The following is a 20,613-nucleotide window of genomic DNA, read 5'->3' on the forward strand; positions in this document are numbered from 1 at the left end:
ATCGTAGTGTCACGTGTGGGCCGGTACTCAAGAGGTTACGCATTTTTCTCAAACAGCGCGTAGAACAAACCATCGTGATCCTGCCCGGAGCCGCCGGCGGGGAGCAATTGACCGGGCGCATCCAGTCGGACAGCCTTGTTGCGAACTGCAAAAGCGGCCGCCTGCGCCTCGGATTCCTGCGGCCACAAGGAACATGTCACGAATAGCAATTTACCACCCGGTGCCAGCATCTGCCAAAGGTTGTCGAGGATTTTGCCGGAAAGTGTTGCAAGTTGGAGCGTGTCGCCCTTGCGGCGCAGCCAGCGGATATCCGGGTGGCGGCGCACGATGCCGGAGGCGGTGCACGGCACGTCGGCCAGGATGCGGTCGAACTGCTGGCCGTCCCACCAGTCTTTATTTTGGGCGTCGGCCGGCTTCAGCGTGGCTTGCAATTGCAGACGCTCGAGGTTCTCGCCGACGCGGGCCAGGCGCTTGGCGTCGGCGTCCAGCGCGGTAACGTGGGCGTCGGCCAGTTCCAGGATGTGGCACGTCTTGCCGCCCGGGGCGGCGCAGGCGTCCAGCACGCGCATGCCGTTTTTGACGTCGAGCAGCGGCGCGGCCAGCTGGGCGCCGGCGTCCTGCACCGAGACCAGGCCTTCGGCAAAGCCGGGGATCAGCTGCACGCCGACCGGTTTGGCCAGCCGCACGGCGTACGGGCCGATCTGGGCGGCGGCCATGCCGGCCTCGGCCAGCTTGGCGAGGTACTGCTCCATGCTGGTTTTGCGGGCGTTGATGCGCAGGGTCAGCGGCGGCGCGCTGTTGCCGGTCGCCAGCACGCCTTGCCACTCTTGCGGCCATGCGGTTTTAACAGCGTCGATCCACCACTGTGGATAGTTCCATTTTGCTACCGGTTGCAGCAGGGCCGCGTCCAGCAGCGCCTTGCGCTCGCGCAGGAAGCGGCGCAGCACGGCGTTGACCATGCCCTTGGCGCGGGCGGTGTCCGGGTGGGCGTCGGCCGCCGTCACGGTCTGGTCGACCACGGTGAATTCTTCGTAGGGCGGCGTGTCGTCCGGGGCCGTCATCAGCGCCAGCGCGCAGGACAGCAGCGCGCCGACCAGCGGCTCCGGTGCTTTCGGCGCCATCAGCGCGATCAAGGCCTCGCTCTGGCCCAGCTGGCGCATGGCGCGGTAGGCGATGTCCTGCATGGCGCCGCGCGCTTGCGGGGTAGTGTCCTGCCTGGCCCAGACTTGCGCCAGCGCCTGCGGCAAATTGGTGCCGGTTTTAACCTGGGCGATGGCGTTGGCGGCGCCGATCAGGCTGAATGCCAGCGAATCCTGCTTGAGATTGGTCTGGAAACTCGTCTGCAACGCTGGTTTCAGGTCGCGCGCATGGCTGGAGCGCAGTTTCGGCGCGGCCGGCTTGGACTGGGCGGGCGACTTCAAAGAGAGCGTTGGACGCTTGTTCATATGTTAATTCCAGAATGGGTGACGGCTGTGATCGCGCAGTATACAGGAGAGCCTATGACAAGGCGATTACGACATATGTAAACACTTGTATCCGTGCCGACGCCGTTGGCCGGGCAACACAGTATAATTACCGCTGTTTGGCCGGCGCTGGCGCGCCCGCCGTTTCCACTATCTGATGAATTTTTAAGCGCATGTTAGCCCAACAAAAACAAGACATTACCGCCCTGTTCCAGGCCGCCCTCGCCCCTATCCTTGCCGGCACCGAAGTGACCGCCAACGTCGTGCTGGAGCGACCACGCGACCCGTCGCACGGCGATGTGGCTTGTAACGTCGCCATGCAGCTGGCCAAGCAGCTGAAGATGAACCCGCGCGAACTGGCCACCAAGCTGGTCGATGCCCTGCTGGCCGACCCGGCCCGCAACGGCCTGATCGACAGCGCCGAAATCGCCGGCCCGGGCTTCATCAACCTGCGCGTCAGCGCCGCCGCCAAGCAGTCGGTGGTCAAGACCGTGCTGGCGCAAGGCGCCGCCTTTGGTTCGGGCGATGCCGGCGCAGGCAAAAAAGTCATCATCGAATTCGTCTCCGCCAACCCAACCGGCCCGCTGCACGTGGGCCACGGCCGCCAGGCGGCGCTGGGCGATGCGCTGTCGTCGCTGTTCGTCTCGCAAGGCTACGACGTCACCCGCGAGTTCTACTACAACGACGCTGGCGTGCAAATTCAAACGCTGGCCAACTCGGTGCAAGCGCGCCTGCGCGGCTTCAAGCCGGGCGACACTGAATGGCCGGAATCGGCCTACAACGGCGACTACATCGCCGACATCGCCGCCGACTTCACCGCCAAGAAAACCGTATCGGCCTCCGACGGTTCGCCAGCCACCGCCTCGGGCGACGTGGAAGACATCGAATCGATCCGCGCCTTCGCCGTGACCTACCTGCGCAATGAGCAGGACATCGACCTGCAAGCCTTCGGCGTCAAGTTCGACAACTACTACTTGGAGTCGTCGCTGTACTCGGACGGCAAAGTGGATGCCGCCGTCGACATGCTGAACAAGTCCGGCAAGACCTACGAAGAAGACGGCGCCCTGTGGCTGCGCACCGAAGACTACGGCGACGACAAGAACCGCGTGATGCGCAAGAAGGACGGCACCTACACCTACTTCGTGCCGGACGTCGCTTACCACATCGTTAAATTCCAGCGCGGCTTCCAGCAAGCGATCAACGTGCAAGGCTCCGACCACCACGGCACCATCGCCCGCGTGCGCGCCGGCCTGCAAGCGGTCAACGTCGGCATCCCGCAGGGCTTCCCGGACTACGTGCTGCACAAGATGGTCACCGTGATGAAAGGCGGCGAAGAGGTCAAGATCTCCAAGCGCGCCGGCTCCTACGTCACCGTGCGCGACCTGATCGAATGGTCGGGCGGCGGCGACATCACCAAGGGCCGCGACGCCGTGCGCTTCTTCCTGATCTCGCGTAAAGCCGACACCGAATTCGTGTTCGATGTCGACGTCGCGCTGAAAACCTCGGACGAGAATCCGGTCTATTACGTGCAATACGCCCACGCGCGTATCTGCCGCATGCTGGAACAATGGACTGGCGACGAAGCCTCGCTGGCCAACGTCGACCTGTCGCCGCTGACCGCGCCAACCGAAGCCGCGCTGCTGGCAACCCTGGCCGCCTATCCAGAAACGCTGGCGCGCGCCCAAGCGGAACTGGGCCCGCACCAAATCGCCTTCTACCTGCGCGACCTGGCCGCCAACCTGCACAGCTTCTACTTCGCTGAGCGCGTACTGGTGGACGACGAAGCGCTGAAGGCGGCGCGCATCGCCCTGATGGTCGCCACCCGCCAGGTGCTGCGCAACGGCCTGGCGCTGATCGGCGTTTCGGCTCCTAACAAAATGTAATTGCGAAGGACATCCCGCACAATGAATTTCCGCTCCAGCTTTACACCTCGTACGCAGCAGCAGGGCAACACCTTCGTCGGCATCGTCATCGGCCTGGTTATCGGCCTGAGTATCGCTGTCGTCGTGGCGCTGATGATTACCAAGGGCTCGACGCCGTTCACGGACAAGGGCCATCCGAGCAAGGCAGCGGAACCAACGGCGGGACAAATCGCCGATCCGAATAAGCCGATGTACGGCAACAAGGACGCGGCGCGCGAAGCGGCCAAGGACTTTGCCAAAGACCAGGCGCCGGCAGCACCGGCGCCTGCGGCTCCAGCCAAGCCGGCGGCCGATCAGCTGCAAGCCGTAGTCGATAAGATTCAGGCTACGCCTGCTGCACCTGCACCGGCTAAACCGGCAGCAGCGGCTACCGCGCCAAACGCCGCCAACGTCGCACCACAGCCAGCCGCCAAAGCTGCTGCTGCCGATGCAGCCGCAGGCGACGACAAATTCATCTACTACCTGCAAGCTGGCGCCTTCCGCGAAGTAGCCGACGCCGAAAGCGCGCGCGCCAAGCTGGCCTTGCTGGGCTTTGAAGCCAACATCTCCGATCGTTCGACCGACACCGGCGTGCTGCATCGCGTGCGCCTCGGCCCTTACAACCAGGTCGAAGCGATGAACAAGGTTCGTAGCAAACTGTCCGAAAACGGCATCGACGTAGCCGTCGTACGCAATCAAAAATAAGGAATAACGATGCGCTTCCTGAAATTCGCCCTGACTGCAATCACCGCAGTGACATTCGGCGCTGTAGCGCTGACCGCATCGGCCTCCCCTGCCGATCCGAAAAACGGCGTCGAGTACAAAACGCTGGCCGCACCGCAGCCGGTGGACACCGGCAAAAAAGTCGAGATCATTGAATTCTTCGACTACGCCTGTCCGCATTGCAGCGCCTTCGATGACTCGCTGAACGCATGGGTGAAAAAACAGGGCGACAACGTGGTTCTCAAGCGCATGCACATCTCGCGCTCGGGCACTGACCTGCCGCAGCAGCGCATGTTCTTCACACTGGAAGCGATGGGCGTGCTGACGCCGGAACTGCACACCAAAGCCTTCAAGGAAATCCACGTCAACCGCAACCCGCTGCGCCGCGACGAGCAGGTGTTTGAATTCATCGCCAAGCAAGGCGTCGACAAGCAGAAATTCATCGACACCTACCGCGGCTTCGGCGTGGCCGGCCGCGTGCGCAAAGCCACCGCCATGATGGATGCCTACACCATCGACTCGTGGCCGACGCTGGCGGTGGACGGCAAGTACATCACCTCCCCGACCATGGCTGATGCCGGCGCCAACACCGCCAAGACCGAGGCCGACCTGCATACCGAAGTCGCGCAGGTGCTGGACGTATTGGTCGCCAAGGCCAAGGCAGAGAAGAAGTAAGCATGGCGCCTTTGCGCGTCTTCATCACCGGCGCCTCCAGCGGCATCGGCGCTGCGCTGGCCCGCCAGTACGCGGCGCAAGGCGCCACGCTAGGACTGCTTGCGCGGCGCGGCGACAGCCTCGCCGCTTTGATCGCCACACTCCCCAACGCCCAGCTGCATCGCGCTTATGCTGTCGATGTGCGCGACCACGCCGCCATCAACGAGGCGGCGCAAGCCTTCCTTGCTTACGCGGGCGGCGTTGATGTGGTGATCGCCAATGCCGGCATTTCGGTCGGCACGCTGACCGAATATGCGGAAGATATTCCGGTGTTCGCCGATATCATCGCCACCAATGTGGTGGCGACTGCCGCCACCTTCGCGCCCTTCATCACCGCCATGCGTTCGCAGCGCGCGCCGGGACGCCTGGTCGGCATCGGCAGCGTGGCCGGCATACGCGGCCTGCCGGGCGCGGAGGCCTACAGCGCCTCCAAAGCCGCCGTGATCAGCTACTGCGAATCGCTGCGACTGGAGATGAAACCGCACGGCATTCGTGTGGTCACCATCTGCCCCGGCTACATCGACACGCCGATGACGGAGAAGAATCCGTATCCGATGCCGTTCCTGATGGCGCCCGAAAAATTCGCCGCCGCTGCCGCGCAAGTGATTGCCGCCGGCCGCAGCTACGCCGTCATTCCATGGCAGATGGGCATCGTCGCCAAGATCCTGCGCTTGCTGCCGAATCCCGTCTACGATTGGGCCTTCGGCAAGGCGCCGCATAAACCTCGCAAGAAGCACCATGAGTAATCTCAACGCAGCGGCCATCGGCTCGCACTGCGCCACCTCCGCCACCCACGTGGCGATTGAAGTGGTGGCCGAAACCGGCTCCACCAATGCCGACCTGCTGGCCCGCATCGGCACATTGCGAGGCCCGACGCTGCGCATCGCCGAAAACCAAACCGCAGGCCGCGGCCGCGCCGGCCGTTCGTGGCTGTCCAAGCCCGGCGCCGCGCTGATGTTCTCGCTGGCGTGGCGCTTCAAAGGCCCGCTGCACAAAATGAGCGGCTTGCCGATGGCGGTCGGCGTTGCGTTGGCCGAGACCATCGCCTCGCTCGGCGTGCCGGTGCAAATCAAGTGGCCCAACGACTTGCTGCGCGACGGCGCCAAGCTGGCCGGCATCCTGGTTGAAACCCAGAAGACCGACGACGCCATCTGGGCCGTCATCGGCTGCGGCATCAACCTGCTGATGCCGGACGAACTGGAAGCGGCCATCGGCCGCGAAGTCGCCAGCGCGCCATGGCTGGCGCAAATGGATCGCAACCAATTGATGGCGGCATTACTGAGCCGCCTCGCCGCCGTGCTGGAAGAATTCGACGACACCGGCTTCGCACCCTTCGTCGACCGTTGGAACGCGCTGCACGCGTGGCAAGGCAAAGACGTGGTCTTGCTGGACAACGGCGAAGTAGTACAACAAGGCCGCGCCGCCGGCGTGGACGCCATCGGCCGCCTGATGCTGGATACCGGTCAAGGCCGCGTAGAAGTCTTATCCGGCGACGTCTCGCTGCGCTTATCTGGAGCACCAACATGATTTTACTGATCGACGCCGGCAACACCCGCGTCAAATGGGCGCTGGTGGCAGCTGGCGCGCCGCTGGGCGAGTGGATCGCGCACGGCGCCGCCACCCACGCCGACATGCCGCAACTGGAACTGGCGTGGTGCGAGGCCGCCGCCACGCATGGCGTCAGCCGCATCTTGGTCGCCAACGTGGCAGGCAACGCGCTGCGCGTGCAACTGGAATACGTGCTGCAACGCTGCCTCGCCGATCTGCAACCGGAATGGTTTGCCTCGCTGCCGGCGCTGGCCGGCGTCACCAACGGCTATCGCAATCCAGCGCAGCTGGGCTGCGACCGATTCGCCGCCGCCATTGCCGGCCACGCGCTGGCGCCGGGCGCGCGCACCATCGTGGTCAACTGCGGCACCGCCACCACCATCGATGCGGTCACGCCGGACGGCGTCTTCCTCGGCGGGATGATCCTGCCGGGACTGGGCTTGATGGCCAGCGCCCTGGCGCGCAATACCGCGCAGTTGCCGCAGATCGCCCAAGACGGTAAGCTGCCGGATGGATTCGCCGACAATACCGACGACGCCATCCTGAGCGGCATCCTGGCCGCGCAGAGCGGCGCCATCGAACATGCCTGCGCCCAGCATCAAGCCGCCGAGTGCATCATCTCCGGCGGCGCCGCGCCCTACATTGCGCCGATGCTGAAAGTACCGTACCGTATCGTCGAGAATATTGTGCTGATCGGATTACATGCTGCCGTGAGCAGCGCCGAATAAGAGGAAAGCTCTGTGCTGAAGTTTATTTTCTGGTCCCTGCTCGCCGTGAACGCTGCGCTGTTTGCGTATGGACGCGGCTATCTGGGCCACTTCAGCGGCAACGAGCGCGAACCGGAACGCCTGCTCAACCAGCTCAACGCCGACAAGCTGGCCATCATCTCGGCCGAAAAAGCCAACAACGCTGCCGCTGCCGCGACAGCCGCGCCGGAAACCAAGCCGGAGGTACAAGCCTGCCTGGAAGTGGCCAGTTTTGTACTGGCCGATGCGCGCCGCTTTGAAAGCCAGCTGGAAGCGCTGAAACTGGGCGACCGCCAGTCGCGCCACAACCTGCCGGGCAGCGAGGTATCGAGCTACATCGTTTACATTCCGCCGCAAGGCAGCAAGGAAGGCGCCGACAAGAAAGCCGGCGAACTGCGCGCGCTTGGCGTCAGCAACTACTTCATCATGTCCGACAATTCCCCGCTGCGCTGGGGGATTTCGCTGGGCGTATTCAAGACTGAAGGCGCAGCACAAAACCAGCTGGCCGCGCTGATGAAGCAAGGCGTGCGCACCGCGCGCGTAGCGCCGCGCATGAGCGGCAGCAAGCTGCTGGCCTACCAGTTCCGCGACGTCGACGCCGACCTCAAAGCCAAACTGGAAAAAATCCGCGCCGGCTTCCCGAATACCGAGACCCGCAGCTGCAAGTAAGTCACTCACATCCTGCGCTTGCGCATCGCCATCAGCAAGGGCACTCCCAGTAAGAACATCACGCCTGGCAAGGGCTCAGGAACGCTGGACGGGATGAAGGAGTGACCGTAATCCAGTCCGCTCGCCGATGAAATCGTGAAATCCACTGCGCTGCCATCGGCCAGGCTCACAGCATCTATCCCGCCCCAATAAATCGAGTGTCCCAGGTCGGCACTGGCGCTGCCGGTGGAGACAGTTCGGCCATCGCCCACCCAGGTTTGCACTATCAGCTGGGAATGGGTGTACAGCTCCATGTTGGCCGGCACCCAGCCGTCGAAGGTGTAGAGGCCATAGGGATCTTCATCCGCCCAGTTGGCATTGTTGGTGACGAGGCTGGCCCCGTTGTTCAGGATATCCACGCGCTGGCCGGCATTCAGCCTGAACTGGGTATTACCTATGTAATGATCGAAATTCCAGGAAGCATAGGCCATCGAGTGCGTCGCATTGCCCGGGCCATTGGCCATGCTGTAGTCCACCGCCAGCGTGCCCGATACCTGGATGGTGTAATGGATTTTCACCGGCGTGCCGACTTCCAGGCCCGGAACATTGACCGTCAAGCTGTCGCTCCATTGGCCGAATGCGCCCGCGGAACTGCCAAGCGGCCCCTGCGTGTACGAGGTCGACGCAGCCGCCTTCAGCACCCCGCCGGTCACGCTGCCGGAGGCCACCGAGTGGATCGTATAGGGCGCAACCAGGCCACCGCCGCTGTCCTTGTCGCCCGAATACGCGATGTCCAGCGTATGCGGAAGTTGATCGACATAGTACTCGTTGCCGACCTCGTACCACGCCCCGGCAGTCAATGACAGGCTGGCGGTGCCGCCAACGGTTGCGGCGGAAGCGGATAAGGAAATAGCGCCCAACACCACGGCCGCGATGCAGTAATTCATTCTCATGACCCCACCTCGTTGAAATAGACCAGCAAAGACTAAAGCGGGCGTAGCAAAATCACATCATCCAAACGCATGAGGCAGTGTTATATTCACAACATGACTACTTGAGAAAACGCCATCATGCCCGGTTCGGATTTTTCGCAGTTTGTCGCCAAGATTTATGATTCAGCGCTCAATCCCGGGCAGTGGGAAGTATTTCTCGTTGAACTGGCGCAGCGTTTAAACTCGCACGGCAGCGTCATTTGGGCCAATGATTTTGAACGTAAACAAGGCGAAATCGCGCTTCCGGGAGACGCTTTTTTCGTGAATCATGGCTTCGACCCTGCCGCCCTCGAAAGCTTCACCGCTTACTACTCGGAACACAATATCTGGCTGCAGGATGAGTCCCTGCACAACGAGGGCGAGGTCGTGGTCAGTTCACAGCTGTTCCCCGACAGCCAGGTCAAGAAGACCGAGTACTGGGGAGATTGGCTAAGGCCGCAGGAAATCTTTTACAGCGCGGCGGCCGTGGTCGAAAAACGCAACAACCGCTCCGTCAACGTCACGCTGGTACGTTCCGAGCGCGCCGGCCCCTACACGCCGGCGGAACTGGCCGTGCTGCGCGAATTGATGCCGCACTTTCAGTCGGCCATCGCGCTACATCGAAGACTGCACCAGCTAAAGGTCATCTCAGAGTCCGCAACCGAAGCGCTGGAGCGCATGTTCTGCGGCGTCATTCTCTTGGATGCGCAAGGCCGCGTGGTGCACGCCACCCGGCGCGCCTTGGCAATGCTGGAGAACAGCCTCCTATTGACCTGCATTCCGCACCGCAGATTGTCCTGCTTGCGATCGGCCGATGACGCGCGGTTGCAAAAAATACTGCACCGCGCATGCGGCATCGGCTCGGGGAACATGGAACAGGCGAACGCGGATGGCTCCATGCGCATCCCGCGTGCAGATGGCAGTTTTTTGCAGCTCTTGGTAACGCCGTTGCCATCCTGGTCTTCGCCGTTCGGTCAAAACGGAGCGGTGGCAGTCTTCCTCACGGATTCGGCCGAGGCGCAACGGAGCCTGGGTGGCGCCCTATCGAGGTTCTACCAATTGACCGAAGCGGAAGCGCGCCTGACCGAGGCGCTGGTCAACGGCAGCACCTTGCAGGAATACGCGGACAAACGGCAATTGTCGATCAATACCGTGCGTACCCAGCTCAAGGCTGCATGCGCAAAGATCGGCGTCAAGAGACAATCGGATCTGGTTCGCGTAGTTCTGACCGGGCCAGCCGTACTAGGGAAGTAATCAGCGCTGCACGATGATGGGCTTGAGGCCCAGCGACGACGGCAACCCTTGCGCCGCCTGCTGCGCTTCCTGGCGCGAGGTGAACGGGCCGCCGAACAGTCGGAACACCGAACCGCCCTGCACCACTTCCAAGCCATTCAGTTTGCTCGCCAGCTTGTCGCGCACCGCTTCCGCATTTTCAGCGCGCGAGTAGGCGCCCAGTTGCAGATAGAAGCCGCCCGCCACCGCCGATACCGGCGCAACGTAGCCGGCCGGCGCGCGGTCGGCCAGCATCAGCGTTTCGATTTCTTTCGGTGCGGCTGGCGTGAGTATCAGCGGCGGTTGCGGCGTCAGGCGCGCCTTGGTGCTGACGGATACGCCGTCGCGCGAAGCCAGCATGCGCTCGATTTCTTCCGGCAGGATGCGTTCGATTTTCAGCTCGTGGCTGCCCTTGCCCAGCAAGCCCAGTTTCAGCGCCGCCGTGTACGACACGTCGATCGCGCGATTCGCATGGAACGGACCACGGTCGTTAATTCGTACCACCACGGTTGCGCCACTGAGCATATTTGTCAGCCGCGCGTACGATGGAATTGGCAGGATCGGATGCGCCGCCGTCATCTTGTACATATCGTACGGTTCGCCGGACGAGGTGCGCTGGCCGTGGAATTTTTTACCGTACCAGCTGCCGACGCCGATCTGCGTGAACGGCTTGTCGTCGGTGATCGGCGTGTAGGTCTTGCCGAAGACGACGTAAGGCCGGTTGGAACGCGGGATCGGCGGATCGTTGCGCACGTCGGCGTCCGGCGTATCGGCCAGGTTCGGCGGCGGCGAATCGCCCGGGCCATCGTCCTGGTAGTAGCCGCCGCGCCCCGAGTTCGCGGGCGGCAGCACCGGCAGCGACGGATCGGGCTTGGAGGTGGATGGCGATTTAATCACCGGCCCCGTGGTTTGCACGGGACGCGGCGTAGGCTGCGTCGCAATCGGCGCGCTGCCGCAACCGGCCAAGACCAGCGCCGTGGCCAAGGTGGAAAGCTTGATAAGGGGGCGCATCAGGTTTGCACCAGTTTGCGGTGACGCTGGATGCTCATCAAGATGCCGGCGCCGAGGCCCAGCGTCAGCAGCGCAGTGCCGCCATAGCTCATGAACGGCAGCGGCACGCCCACCACCGGCAGGATGCCGCTCACCATGCCCATGTTGACGAAGGCGTAGGTGAAGTAAATCATGGTGACTGCACCGGCCAGCAAGCGGGTAAAGAAGTTGGGCGCATTCCCGGCGATCATCAGGCCGCGGCCGATCAGCATCAGGTACAGCACCATCAACACCAGGTTACCGATCAGGCCAAACTCCTCCGAGTACACGGCGAAGATAAAGTCGGTGGTGCGCTCCGGGATGAATTCCAGGTGGGCCTGCGTGCCGTGCGTCCAGCCCTTGCCGGTGATGCCGCCCGAACCGACCGCAATCGTCGACTGGATAATGTGGAAGCCCTTGCCCAGCGGGTCGGTGGTTGGATCGATCAGCGTCATCACGCGCTCGCGCTGGTAATCGTGCAGCACCGACCAGATCACCGGCAGCGCGGCACCGGCGGCGACAAACAATCCGATCAAGGCTTTCCAAGCCAGGCCGGCGAGGAAGATCACGCAGAAGCCGGCGGCGACCACCAGCAGCGCCGTGCCAAGATCCGGCTGGCGCACGATCAAGCCGACCGGCACCGCCAGCAGCAGCGCCGCAATCGCATACGATTGCCACGTCAGGTGGCCGGCGCGGCTCTGGAAGAACCACGCCAGCATCAGCGGCGTGACGATTTTCATGAATTCGGACGGCTGGATATCGACCACGCCGATGTGCAGCCAGCGCCGCGCACCCAGCTTGATGGTGCCGAACAGCGCGACGCAGACCAATAGGAATACGCCGAAGGCATAGGCCGGCACGGCGATCCGCATCATCATCTGCGGCGAGATATTCGCCACCAGCCACATGACGAAGAAGGACAGGAAGATGTTACGTATCTGGTCTTCCATCTTGCCGGGAATGCCGATACTGGCCGAGAATAGCGTAATCATGCTGACGGTTAGCAGCATGATGATGATGGCGGTCAGCGGGCCGTCAAAGACGGTGAAGTATGGCCGCATGCGACGCCACAGCGAACGTCTTTCGTGTATGCGCATGATGGATCCTTATTGTTTCTTCCGTGCCGGCGCAACCGGCGCAGGTGCAGGTGCGGCGGCCGGCGTTGGCGGCGGCGCCGGTGCAGGCGCCGGTTCGCGGCGTGCCTCGGCCGCAGCGGCGGCAGCTTCGGCGGCCTCCGGGTCTTCAATCGGCACGAATTCGACCGCGTCTTCCTTCGGCACCTTGGTGGTTTCCTTGTCCGCTGGGCGCTTGCCCAGCAAATAGAAGTCGAGAGCCTTGCGCGCGATCGGCGCGGCAATCTCCGCGCCCCAGCCGGCGTTTTCCACCACCATGGCAACCACGATCTTCGGCTTGTCGGCCGGTGCGAAGGCGGTGTACAGGGCGTTGTCGCGCAGGCGTTCGGCCAGTGCGGCGGCGTTGTACTTCTCGTTGGCCTTGATGCCCACCACCTGCGCCGTGCCGGTCTTGCCGCCGGAGGTGTAGGCAGCGTTGGCGAAGGCGCGGTAGGCAGTGCCGCCCGGCTCCGAGTTCACGCCCACCATCGCGCTCTTGATGATGTCGATGTTTTCCTGCTTGAGCGGAATGCGGTAGCTTTCGCTCGGCACGGTGAGCTTGCGCGCGCGGGTGCCGCCGTCTTCGACGATCTTGACCAGGTGCGGCTTCATCACGATGCCGTTGTTGGCCAGGTTGGCCATGGCGTGAGCGATCTGCAGCGGCGTGTACGAGTTGAAGCCGGAACCGTTACTGACCGAGATGGTATCGCCGCCGACCCACTTGCCGGCATTGCCCTTGAAGCGTTTGCGCTTCCATTCCTTGGACGGCAGCACACCGGTCTTTTCGTTATCGAGGTCGATGCCGGTTTTTTCACCGAAGCCGAACGGCTTCATGAAAGTAGTAATCGCATCGATACCCATGTCGTTACCAAGCTGGTAGTAGTAGGTATTGCAGGAGACGATGACCGAGCGGCGCAAGTCGACGTTACCGTGGCCGCCCACTTTATCGTCGCGGAACTTGTGGCCGCCGAGGTAGAAGTAGCCGGGATCAGGATAGGCTTGGGCCGCATTGCGCTTGCCCAGCTCCAGCGCCGCCAGCGCCATGAACGGCTTGAACGTGGAACCCGGCGCGTAGGTGCCGGACAACGGACGGTTGACCATCGGGCGATCAAGAGAAGTATTCAGTTCATTCCAGCTTTGCGAGTCGATGCCGTCCACGAACAGGTTGGGGTCGTAGCCGGGACGCGAGACGTAGGCGAGGATGTCGCCGGTCTCCGGTTCGATGGCGACAAACGCGCCGCGCCATTCGCCGAACGCTTCTTCCACCACCTTTTGCAGTTCGATGTCGATCGACAGGATCAGGTTATTGCCCGGCGTAGCAGCGGTGCGCGACAAGGTGCGGATGGCGCGGCCGCCGGCCGAGACTTCCACTTCCTCGTAGCCGGTCTGGCCGTGCAGCTGCTTCTCGTAGCTTTTTTCCAGGCCCTCTTTGCCGATATGGTCGGTGCCCTTGTAATTCGGGCCGTCGTCGGTGGCTTCGATGGCCTTGATTTCGGATTGATTAATACGGCCGATGTAGCCGATCACGTGCGATGCGGTTTCACCCAGCGGATACTGGCGGAACAAGCGCGCCTGCACCTCGACGCCGGGAAAGCGGAAACGCTGCGCGGTGAAGCGCGCGACTTCTTCGTCGGTGAGGCGGGTGCGCAGCGGCACGCTTTCGAAGCCCTTGGATTCATCGAGCAGTTTTTTAAAACGCTTGCGGTCTTTGATATCCACCGTCACCAGCTTGGACAGCTCGTCGATCGCTTCATCCAGCGTGGTGTGCAGCTTGGACGGCGTGATCTCCAGCGTGAAAGCCGAGTAGTTACGCGCGAGTACCACGCCGTTGCGATCGAGGATCAAGCCGCGATTCGGCACGATAGGCACGATGGCGATGCGGTTCTCTTCCGCCTTCACGGCAAAGTCGCTGTACTTCACGACTTGCAGCCAGATGAAGCGCAGCAGCAGCAAGCCGAAACAGAAAAACACCAGCCCGCCGAGCACCGTCAGGCGCAGGCGGAACTGTTGAAGTTCGCGCTGATTGTCCTTAATTTCAGTCATGCTAAGCGCGCAGTCAGATCGGGCGGGTGTGATCGCGGTCTACCGCGCGGCGTTGTGGCGCCAGCAGCAGCCAGGTCGCCAGCGGCCACAGGGCCGATGCCACCACGCTTTCGATGAAGTAGAACCAGCCGGGGAATTTACCGGACACGAAGAAGCGCACCACCAGTTGCACCGACTGCGCCATCAGCAGCAGCGGAAACACGTGCATGGCTTGCGTCCAGATCGGGAACCACAGCATCCGGCGATGCAGCATGATGGCGAAGTAGGACAGCAGCGTGTACGACAGCGCGTTCTCGCCGAGCAGCGTGGCGTCGTGCACGTCCATCAGCAGGCCGAGGAAGAAGGCGGTGCCGATGCCGACCTTGCGCGGCTGGTGCACGCCCCAGAACACCAGCAGCAGCGCCACGAAATCGGGCACGCCGACGAACTGGCCCCACGGCAGCAGGTTCAGAAGGAAGGCGCAGAACAAGCTAAACGCGATGAACAGCGGGCTAACCGGCAGCAGAATATAGTGCGGACGATTCATCGTGCCGGCTCCTTGGATTGATTGGCGTGCGGCGCGGCAGGCGCAGTCGCAGCGGCAGGCTTGGCGCCGGCGGGCGGCGTCGCTGCCGGCGTGGCCGCTGCGGCGTCGGTGGCGGCAGGCTTCGGCGCGGGCGCTGGTGGCGGCGGCATCACCGGCATCAGGCCGGGCGCACCGTTGGGCGCAGCGGCGGCAGGTGCGGTGGTGGCAGCAGGTGTAGCACCGGCTGCAGGCTGACCTTCAGCGCCCTCTTTCGGCACGTCCTTAATCGGCGCCATCTTGTTATTGTGCTTGCGCAGTGCGCGCGGCTCTTCATCTGCCGGACGCGCAGGCATCTCCGGCGTCGACATCAAAATCAGCAACTGCGTGTTGTTCATGATGCCGGCCAGCGGCTGGCAAATCACACCGCCAAACGAACCACCGGCGCTGTTCTCCACCTGCGTCACACGCGCCACTGCCAGACCGGCCGGATACACACCGTCCAGTCCAGAAGTCACCACGATATCGCCCACCTGGATATCCGCATTCGGCGCAGTAAAGCGCAGCTCCAGGTTGCCGGCCTTGCCGCGGCCATAAGCCACGCTACGCAAGCCATTGCGCAGCAGCTGCACCGGAATCGCCTGCTCCTTGTCGGACAGCAGCGTTACCTCGGAGGTGAACGGGAACACGCGCGTGACTTGGCCCACCACGCCCTGGTTGTCGATCACCGGCAAGCCAAGCGTCACATCGTGGCGCGTGCCGCGATCGAGAATAATCTTGCGGCTGTTGACATCGCGCGCGTCGTACAGCACATCGGCCAGCATCGACTTCACCGGCAAATGCTGGCGCGCGTCCAACAGGCGGCGCAACTGCGCATTCTCGGCAGCCTGCAACTGCGCCTGCTGCAAAGCCTGCGAACTGAGGATCTGCTGGCGGCGCAACTCGCGCACCTGCTTTTCCATCGATGACAAAGTAGAGAAATAATCGCCGACGCCGTAGATGGCGTCGCGCGGCAGCAAGGCCGCCATTTGCAGCGGATACAGCACGGTACCGGCAACCTGCCGTACCGTCGTCAGAGTCCGCATATGCGAGTCAACCAGCAGCAGTGCAATCGATATGCACGCGAACACCGTCATCTTGACCCGGGCCGAGGCGCCTTGCTTAAAAAGTGGCGGAGGACTGTATTCCATGACTTCCAATAAGCATCGGGGCCGCTGTTTCGCGGCCCCGTTTCGTCAGATCATTCGTAGGAGAAGATCGAACCCAGTTGGTCCATCCGCTCCAGCGCCATGCCGGAACCGCGCACCACGCAAGTCAGCGGATCTTCCGCCACCAGCACCGGCAGGCCGGTTTCTTCCATCAGCAGGCGATCCAGATCGCGCAGCAGCGCGCCGCCGCCGGTCAGCATCATGCCTTTTTCGGCAATGTCCGCACCCAGCTCTGGCGGGGTTTGTTCCAGCGCGTTTTTCACGGCCGAGACGATGTTGTTCAGCGGGTCGGTCAGCGCTTCCAGGATCTCGTTCGACGAGATGGTGAACGAACGTGGAATACCTTCCGACAGATTGCGGCCCTTGACTTCCATCTCCTTGACTTCGGAGCCAGGGAAGGCCGAACCGATGGCTTTCTTGATCGCTTCCGCGGTCTGTTCGCCAATCAGCATGCCGTAGTTACGGCGGATGTAGTTGACGATGGCTTCATCGAACTTGTCGCCGCCCACGCGCACGGAACCCTTGTAGACCATGCCGCCCAGCGAGATGATGCCCACTTCGGTGGTGCCGCCACCGATGTCGACCACCATCGAGCCGGTTGCATCCGACACCGGCAGGCCGGCACCGATGGCTGCTGCCATAGGCTCTTCAATCAGGTACACCTGCGAGGCGCCGGCGCCCAGTGCCGATTCGCGGATCGCGCGGCGTTCCACCTGCGTCGAGCCGCAAGGCACGCAAATGATGATGCGCGGCGATGGACGGAAGAATTTGGAGTCGTGCACCATGCGGATGAACTGCTTCAGCATTTGCTCGGTGACGGTGAAGTCGGCGATCACGCCGTCTTTCATCGGGCGGATCGCTTCGATGTTGCCAGGAACTTTGCCCAGCATCTGCTTTGCTTCTTTACCAACTGCTTGAATGGTCTTCTTGCCATTCGGGCCGCCTTCCTGGCGGATTGCGACTACCGAAGGTTCATCCAAAACGATGCCTTGGCCGCGAACGTAGATCAGGGTGTTGGCCGTGCCCAAGTCAATGGCCAGGTCGGAGGAAATGTAACGACGTAAAAAACCAAACATTAAAGTGTCCTGTGGCGCTACCAGTGTGCGCGTAAACCGTTGAGTAAAAAATTCTGTCCGAAATGCGGCGGCAGCAATGATTCAGCGCCGACAACGCATCAACCCGCCATTCTACCTTATAATTTGACTGTGATTTATCGAAAATCCACGCAAAAGTGTGGTGCTTGAGGCCGCGATTTAAGCGGCATTCGCCGGTGGTTGAAGGCGAATAGGCAGAAATTCAAGTTTTTTATCAATATTACAATTAATCCCGCCATGTCCCTGACCCTATCCGACGTAACACGCATTGCCAAACTGGCCCAACTTGAGATGAGCGAGCAGCAGAGCGCTACCGCTTTGGAGCAACTGAATGGCATTTTTGCGCTGGCCGAGCAGATGCAGGCGGTTGACACCGACGGCGTCGCCCCGCTGAGCCACCCGCTGGCGGCGCACATGAACAACATCGCCCTGCGCCTGCGCGAAGACGTGGCCAGCGAACCAAATCGCCGCGACGACTATCAAACCGTCGCACCGAAGACCCAGGACGGCCTGTACCTGGTGCCGAAAGTGATCGACTAAAAATACCGCCGCCGTCATTCCGGCGCAGGCCGGAATGACGCTGGGGACGCAACGAATTAACTGAAACGCCATGCACACCAAAACCATTAAAGAGCTGTCCGCCCTCCTGCAAAGCAAAGCGATTACCGCGACCGAACTGGCCACCCAGTTCCTCGACCGCATCGAGAAGAGCGACTTGAACGCCTTCCTGCACGTCGACCGCGCCCTGACCCTGGCGCAAGCCGCCGAAGCCGACAAACGTATCGCCGACGGCACCGCCGGCCCGCTGACCGGCGTGCCGATCGCACACAAAGATATCTTCGTCACCAAGGGCTGGCGCTCGACCGCCGGCTCGAAAATGCTGGCCGATTACGTCAGCCCATTCGACGCCACCGTGGTCGAGAAGTTCCGCGCGGCCGGCATGGTCACGCTGGGTAAGCTGAATTGCGACGAATTCGCCATGGGCTCGGCCAATGAAAACTCGGCCTTCGGCGCGGTGAAAAATCCGTGGGATAAAAAAGCTGTGCCGGGTGGTTCGTCGGGCGGTTCCGCTGCTGCTGTCGCGGCGCGCCTGGCGCCTGCCGTGACCGGCACCGACACCGGCGGTTCGATCCGCCAGCCGGCCGCGTTCTGCGGCATCACCGGCATCAAGCCGACCTACGGCCGCGTATCGCGCTTCGGCATGATCGCGTTTGCATCGTCGCTGGATCAAGGCGGCCCGATGGCGCAAACCGCGGAAGACTGCGCGCTGCTGCTGAACGCCATGGCCGGCTTTGACGAACGCGATTCGACCTCGCTGACGCCGGAACTGGGCGGCGTGGACGAAGACTTCACCCGTGAACTGGGCCAGCCGCTGACCGGCCTGCGCATCGGCGTGCCGAAAGAATACTTCGGTGAAGGCCTGTCGAAAGACGTGGAAGATGCAGTGCGCGCCGCGCTGGCGAAGTATGTGGAACTGGGCGCGACCCTAGTCGACATCTCGCTGCCGAATACCGCGCTGTCGATCCCTGCCTACTACATGATCGCGCCAGCCGAAGCCTCGTCCAACCTGTCGCGCTTTGACGGCGTGCGTTACGGCTTCCGCGCAGAAGGCTACAAAGACCTGCAAGACATGTACCGCAAGACCCGCGACCAGGGCTTCGGCAATGAAGTGAAGCGCCGCATCATGGTCGGCACCTATGTGCTGTGCCACGGCTACTACGATGCCTACTACCTGAAGGCACAAAAAATCCGCCGCCTGATCGCGCAGGATTTCGAGAAAGTGCTGAACGGCCCGGACGCAGTATGCGACGTCATCATGGGCCCAGTGGCGCCGACCGTGGCGTGGGACTTGGGCGATAAATCGGATGATCCGGTAGCGGCGTATTTGGCTGACATCTACACCCTGTCGACCAGCCTTGCCGGTCTGCCTGGCATGTCGATCCCTGTGGGCTTTGGCGCGAAAGATCGCCCGGTCGGCCTGCAAATCATCGGCAAACACTTTGGTGAAGCCAAGCTGCTGAACGTCGCTCACGCCTACCAGCAAGCGACCGACTGGCACACCCGCGCTCCGGCCGGCATCTAAAAAATAACGAATACAGCGAGAATCATATGGAATGGGAAGTCGTCATCGGTATTGAGAACCACGTGCAGCTCACTACCGCATCTAAAATCTTCAGCGGCTCGCCGACCACTTTCGGCGCCGAAGCCAACACCCAAGCCAGCCCGGTTGACCTGGCGCTGCCTGGCGTGCTGCCGGTCATGAACAAGCAAGCGGTAGACCGCGCGATTCGCTTCGGCCTCGCCGTTGGCGCCAAGATTGCGCCGGCATCGATCTTCGCCCGCAAAAACTACTTCTACCCCGACCTGCCGAAGGGCTACCAGATCAGCCAATTCGAAGATCCGGTAGTACAAGGCGGCTCGATGACCTTCGGCTACGAGAAGGACGGCGAATTCGTCACCAAGACGGTCAACCTGACCCGCGCCCACCTGGAAGAAGACGCAGGCAAGTCGCTGCACGAAGACTATGCAGGCATGTCGGGCATCGACCTGAATCGCGCCGGCACGCCGCTGCTGGAAATCGTCTCCGAGCCGGAGATCCGCAGCGCCGCTGAGGCAGTCGCGTACTGCAAAGCCTTGCACTCGCTGGTGATGTGGCTGGGCGTCTGCGACGGCAATATGCAGGAAGGCTCCTTCCGTTGCGACATCAACGTATCGGTGCGCCCAAAAGGCCAGAAAGAATTCGGCACCCGCTGCGAGATCAAGAACCTGAACTCGTTCCGCTTCATCGAAGAAGCCGTGCACGTGGAAGTGCGCCGCCAGATCGAACTGATTGAAGACGGCGGCAAAGTGGTGCAAGCAACCCGCCTGTACGATCCAGACCGCAAAGAAACGCGCGAAATGCGCAGCAAGGAAGACGCGCAGGATTACCGCTACTTCCCAGACCCGGATCTGCCGCCGCTGGTCATCTCCAACGCGTGGATCGACACCGTGAAAGCGTCGATGCCGGAACTGCCGGCCGCCATGCGCGCGCGCTTCGTCAGCGAATACGCGCTGCCGGAATATGACTCGCTGGTGCTGACCGCATCGAAAGCGATGGCGACCTACTTCGTGGCCGTGGTGGATGCAGCGGGCAAAGAAAACGCCAAGGCCGCCGCCAACTGGCTGATGGGCGACGTCTCGTCGACCCTGAACCGCGAAGGCGTGGACATCGCCGACGCGCCGGTCAAGCCTGCGCAACTGGCGCTGATGCTGAAGCGTATCGCCGACGGCACCATCAACAACAAGACCGCGAAAGAACTGTTCGGCGACATGTGGGCAGCGAAATCGGAAGACGACAATCTGGTCGACGCGCTGATCGAATCGAAAGGCCTAAAGCAGATCTCCGACACCGGCGCGCTGGAAGCCATCGTCAACGAAGTCATTGCCAACAACGAGAAGTCGGTGGAGCAGTACCGCGCTGGTAAAGAAGCCGCGATCAACTCCCTGATCGGCCAAGCGATGAAAGCCTCGCGCGGCAAAGCCAATCCGGCACAGCTGACCGAACTGCTGAAAGCAAAGCTGGCCGGCTAATTCTCTCGGCCTAAAGAAACGCCCCGCCGGCTCACGCTCGCGGGGCTTTTTTTCGCCTCAAAAATTAAA

19 protein-coding genes are annotated in these 20,613 nt (G+C 62.2%); 11 read left to right on the top strand and 8 right to left on the bottom strand.

Annotated elements, in window-relative coordinates; all coding sequences use genetic code 11:
- Positions 1-35: 35 nt before the first annotated feature.
- Positions 36-1,445, bottom strand: coding sequence for a 16S rRNA (cytosine(967)-C(5))-methyltransferase RsmB (rsmB, locus tag GTP45_RS04340; protein WP_161012623.1), 1,410 nt, complete (start codon positions 1,443-1,445; stop codon positions 36-38).
- A gap of 191 nt (positions 1,446-1,636) precedes the next feature.
- Between rsmB and argS the strand changes: the two genes are divergently transcribed.
- Genes argS through GTP45_RS04375 form a run of 7 tightly spaced genes read left to right on the top strand, consistent with a single transcriptional unit; the run spans position 1,637 to position 7,764 of the window.
- Positions 1,637-3,346, top strand: a complete 1,710-nt coding sequence (gene argS / locus GTP45_RS04345) for an arginine--tRNA ligase (RefSeq protein WP_161012624.1) — start codon at positions 1,637-1,639, stop codon at positions 3,344-3,346.
- Positions 3,347-3,367: 21 nt separating this feature from the next.
- Positions 3,368-4,069, top strand: coding sequence for an SPOR domain-containing protein (locus GTP45_RS04350; protein ID WP_161012625.1), 702 nt, complete (start codon positions 3,368-3,370; stop codon positions 4,067-4,069).
- A gap of 9 nt (positions 4,070-4,078) precedes the next feature.
- Complete coding sequence (locus GTP45_RS04355) at positions 4,079-4,762, top strand: thiol:disulfide interchange protein DsbA/DsbL (protein ID WP_161012626.1); 684 nt, start codon at positions 4,079-4,081, stop codon at positions 4,760-4,762.
- Positions 4,763-4,764: 2 nt separating this feature from the next.
- The gene (locus tag GTP45_RS04360; RefSeq protein ID WP_161012627.1) at positions 4,765-5,547 is read left to right on the top strand and encodes an SDR family oxidoreductase; all 783 of its coding nucleotides are present in this window, start codon (positions 4,765-4,767) and stop codon (positions 5,545-5,547) included.
- On the top strand, positions 5,540-6,328 hold the full coding sequence (locus tag GTP45_RS04365) for a biotin--[acetyl-CoA-carboxylase] ligase (RefSeq protein ID WP_161012628.1): 789 nt from the start codon (positions 5,540-5,542) through the stop codon (positions 6,326-6,328). Before GTP45_RS04360 ends, GTP45_RS04365 begins: the two co-directional genes overlap by 8 nt.
- Positions 6,325-7,077, top strand: coding sequence for a type III pantothenate kinase (locus tag GTP45_RS04370; RefSeq protein ID WP_161012629.1), 753 nt, complete (start codon positions 6,325-6,327; stop codon positions 7,075-7,077). The genes GTP45_RS04365 and GTP45_RS04370 overlap by 4 nt, the downstream gene beginning before the upstream one ends.
- 12 nt (positions 7,078-7,089) lie before the next feature.
- Positions 7,090-7,764: an SPOR domain-containing protein gene (locus GTP45_RS04375; RefSeq protein ID WP_161012630.1), complete on the top strand. Its 675-nt coding sequence runs from the start codon at positions 7,090-7,092 to the stop codon at positions 7,762-7,764.
- Positions 7,765-7,769: 5 nt separating this feature from the next.
- On the opposite strand, the gene GTP45_RS04380 is transcribed toward GTP45_RS04375, so the two are convergent.
- On the bottom strand, positions 7,770-8,696 hold the full coding sequence (locus GTP45_RS04380) for a hypothetical protein (RefSeq protein WP_161012631.1): 927 nt from the start codon (positions 8,694-8,696) through the stop codon (positions 7,770-7,772).
- Between the two features lie 117 nt (positions 8,697-8,813).
- Here GTP45_RS04380 and GTP45_RS04385 point away from each other — a divergent pair, with 117 nt between their 5' ends.
- Entirely contained in the window at positions 8,814-9,968 is a 1,155-nt protein-coding gene (locus GTP45_RS04385) for a helix-turn-helix transcriptional regulator (protein ID WP_161012632.1), read from the top strand.
- Here the strand turns inward: GTP45_RS04385 and GTP45_RS04390 are convergent, their stop codons facing one another.
- Genes GTP45_RS04390 through GTP45_RS04415 form a run of 6 tightly spaced genes read right to left on the bottom strand, consistent with a single transcriptional unit; the run spans position 9,969 to position 16,956 of the window.
- Entirely contained in the window at positions 9,969-10,997 is a 1,029-nt protein-coding gene (locus GTP45_RS04390) for a septal ring lytic transglycosylase RlpA family protein (RefSeq protein ID WP_161012633.1), read from the bottom strand. It abuts the gene before it with no gap.
- Positions 10,997-12,112, bottom strand: a complete 1,116-nt coding sequence (rodA, locus tag GTP45_RS04395; RefSeq protein ID WP_161012634.1) for a rod shape-determining protein RodA — start codon at positions 12,110-12,112, stop codon at positions 10,997-10,999. Before rodA ends, GTP45_RS04390 begins: the two co-directional genes overlap by 1 nt.
- A 9-nt stretch (positions 12,113-12,121) precedes the next feature.
- On the bottom strand, positions 12,122-14,170 hold the full coding sequence (mrdA, locus tag GTP45_RS04400) for a penicillin-binding protein 2 (protein ID WP_161012635.1): 2,049 nt from the start codon (positions 14,168-14,170) through the stop codon (positions 12,122-12,124).
- Positions 14,171-14,183: 13 nt separating this feature from the next.
- Positions 14,184-14,696 (bottom strand): rod shape-determining protein MreD, encoded by a 513-nt coding sequence (gene mreD / locus GTP45_RS04405; protein ID WP_161012636.1) that lies wholly within the window; start codon positions 14,694-14,696, stop codon positions 14,184-14,186.
- Positions 14,693-15,862: a rod shape-determining protein MreC gene (gene mreC / locus GTP45_RS04410; protein ID WP_161012637.1), complete on the bottom strand. Its 1,170-nt coding sequence runs from the start codon at positions 15,860-15,862 to the stop codon at positions 14,693-14,695. The genes mreD and mreC overlap by 4 nt, the downstream gene beginning before the upstream one ends.
- Before the next feature lie 50 nt (positions 15,863-15,912).
- Positions 15,913-16,956 carry a rod shape-determining protein gene (locus tag GTP45_RS04415; protein ID WP_072789105.1) on the bottom strand — a complete coding sequence of 348 codons (1,044 nt, stop codon included), beginning with the start codon at positions 16,954-16,956 and terminating at the stop codon, positions 15,913-15,915.
- Positions 16,957-17,211: 255 nt separating this feature from the next.
- On the opposite strand from GTP45_RS04415, the gene gatC reads away from it, so the two are divergent.
- The 3 genes from gatC to gatB all read left to right on the top strand — a co-directional run bounded on the left by gatC (position 17,212) and on the right by gatB (position 20,544).
- Positions 17,212-17,514, top strand: a complete 303-nt coding sequence (gene gatC, locus GTP45_RS04420; protein WP_092279424.1) for an Asp-tRNA(Asn)/Glu-tRNA(Gln) amidotransferase subunit GatC — start codon at positions 17,212-17,214, stop codon at positions 17,512-17,514.
- A gap of 70 nt (positions 17,515-17,584) precedes the next feature.
- On the top strand, positions 17,585-19,057 hold the full coding sequence (gatA, locus tag GTP45_RS04425; RefSeq protein ID WP_161012638.1) for an Asp-tRNA(Asn)/Glu-tRNA(Gln) amidotransferase subunit GatA: 1,473 nt from the start codon (positions 17,585-17,587) through the stop codon (positions 19,055-19,057).
- Between the two features lie 26 nt (positions 19,058-19,083).
- Positions 19,084-20,544 carry an Asp-tRNA(Asn)/Glu-tRNA(Gln) amidotransferase subunit GatB gene (gene gatB / locus GTP45_RS04430; protein WP_161012639.1) on the top strand — a complete coding sequence of 487 codons (1,461 nt, stop codon included), beginning with the start codon at positions 19,084-19,086 and terminating at the stop codon, positions 20,542-20,544.
- Positions 20,545-20,613: the final 69 nt, after the last annotated feature.

The organism is Duganella rivi (genome assembly GCF_009857435.1).
GTDB lineage: Bacteria > Pseudomonadota > Gammaproteobacteria > Burkholderiales > Burkholderiaceae_D > Rugamonas > Rugamonas rivi.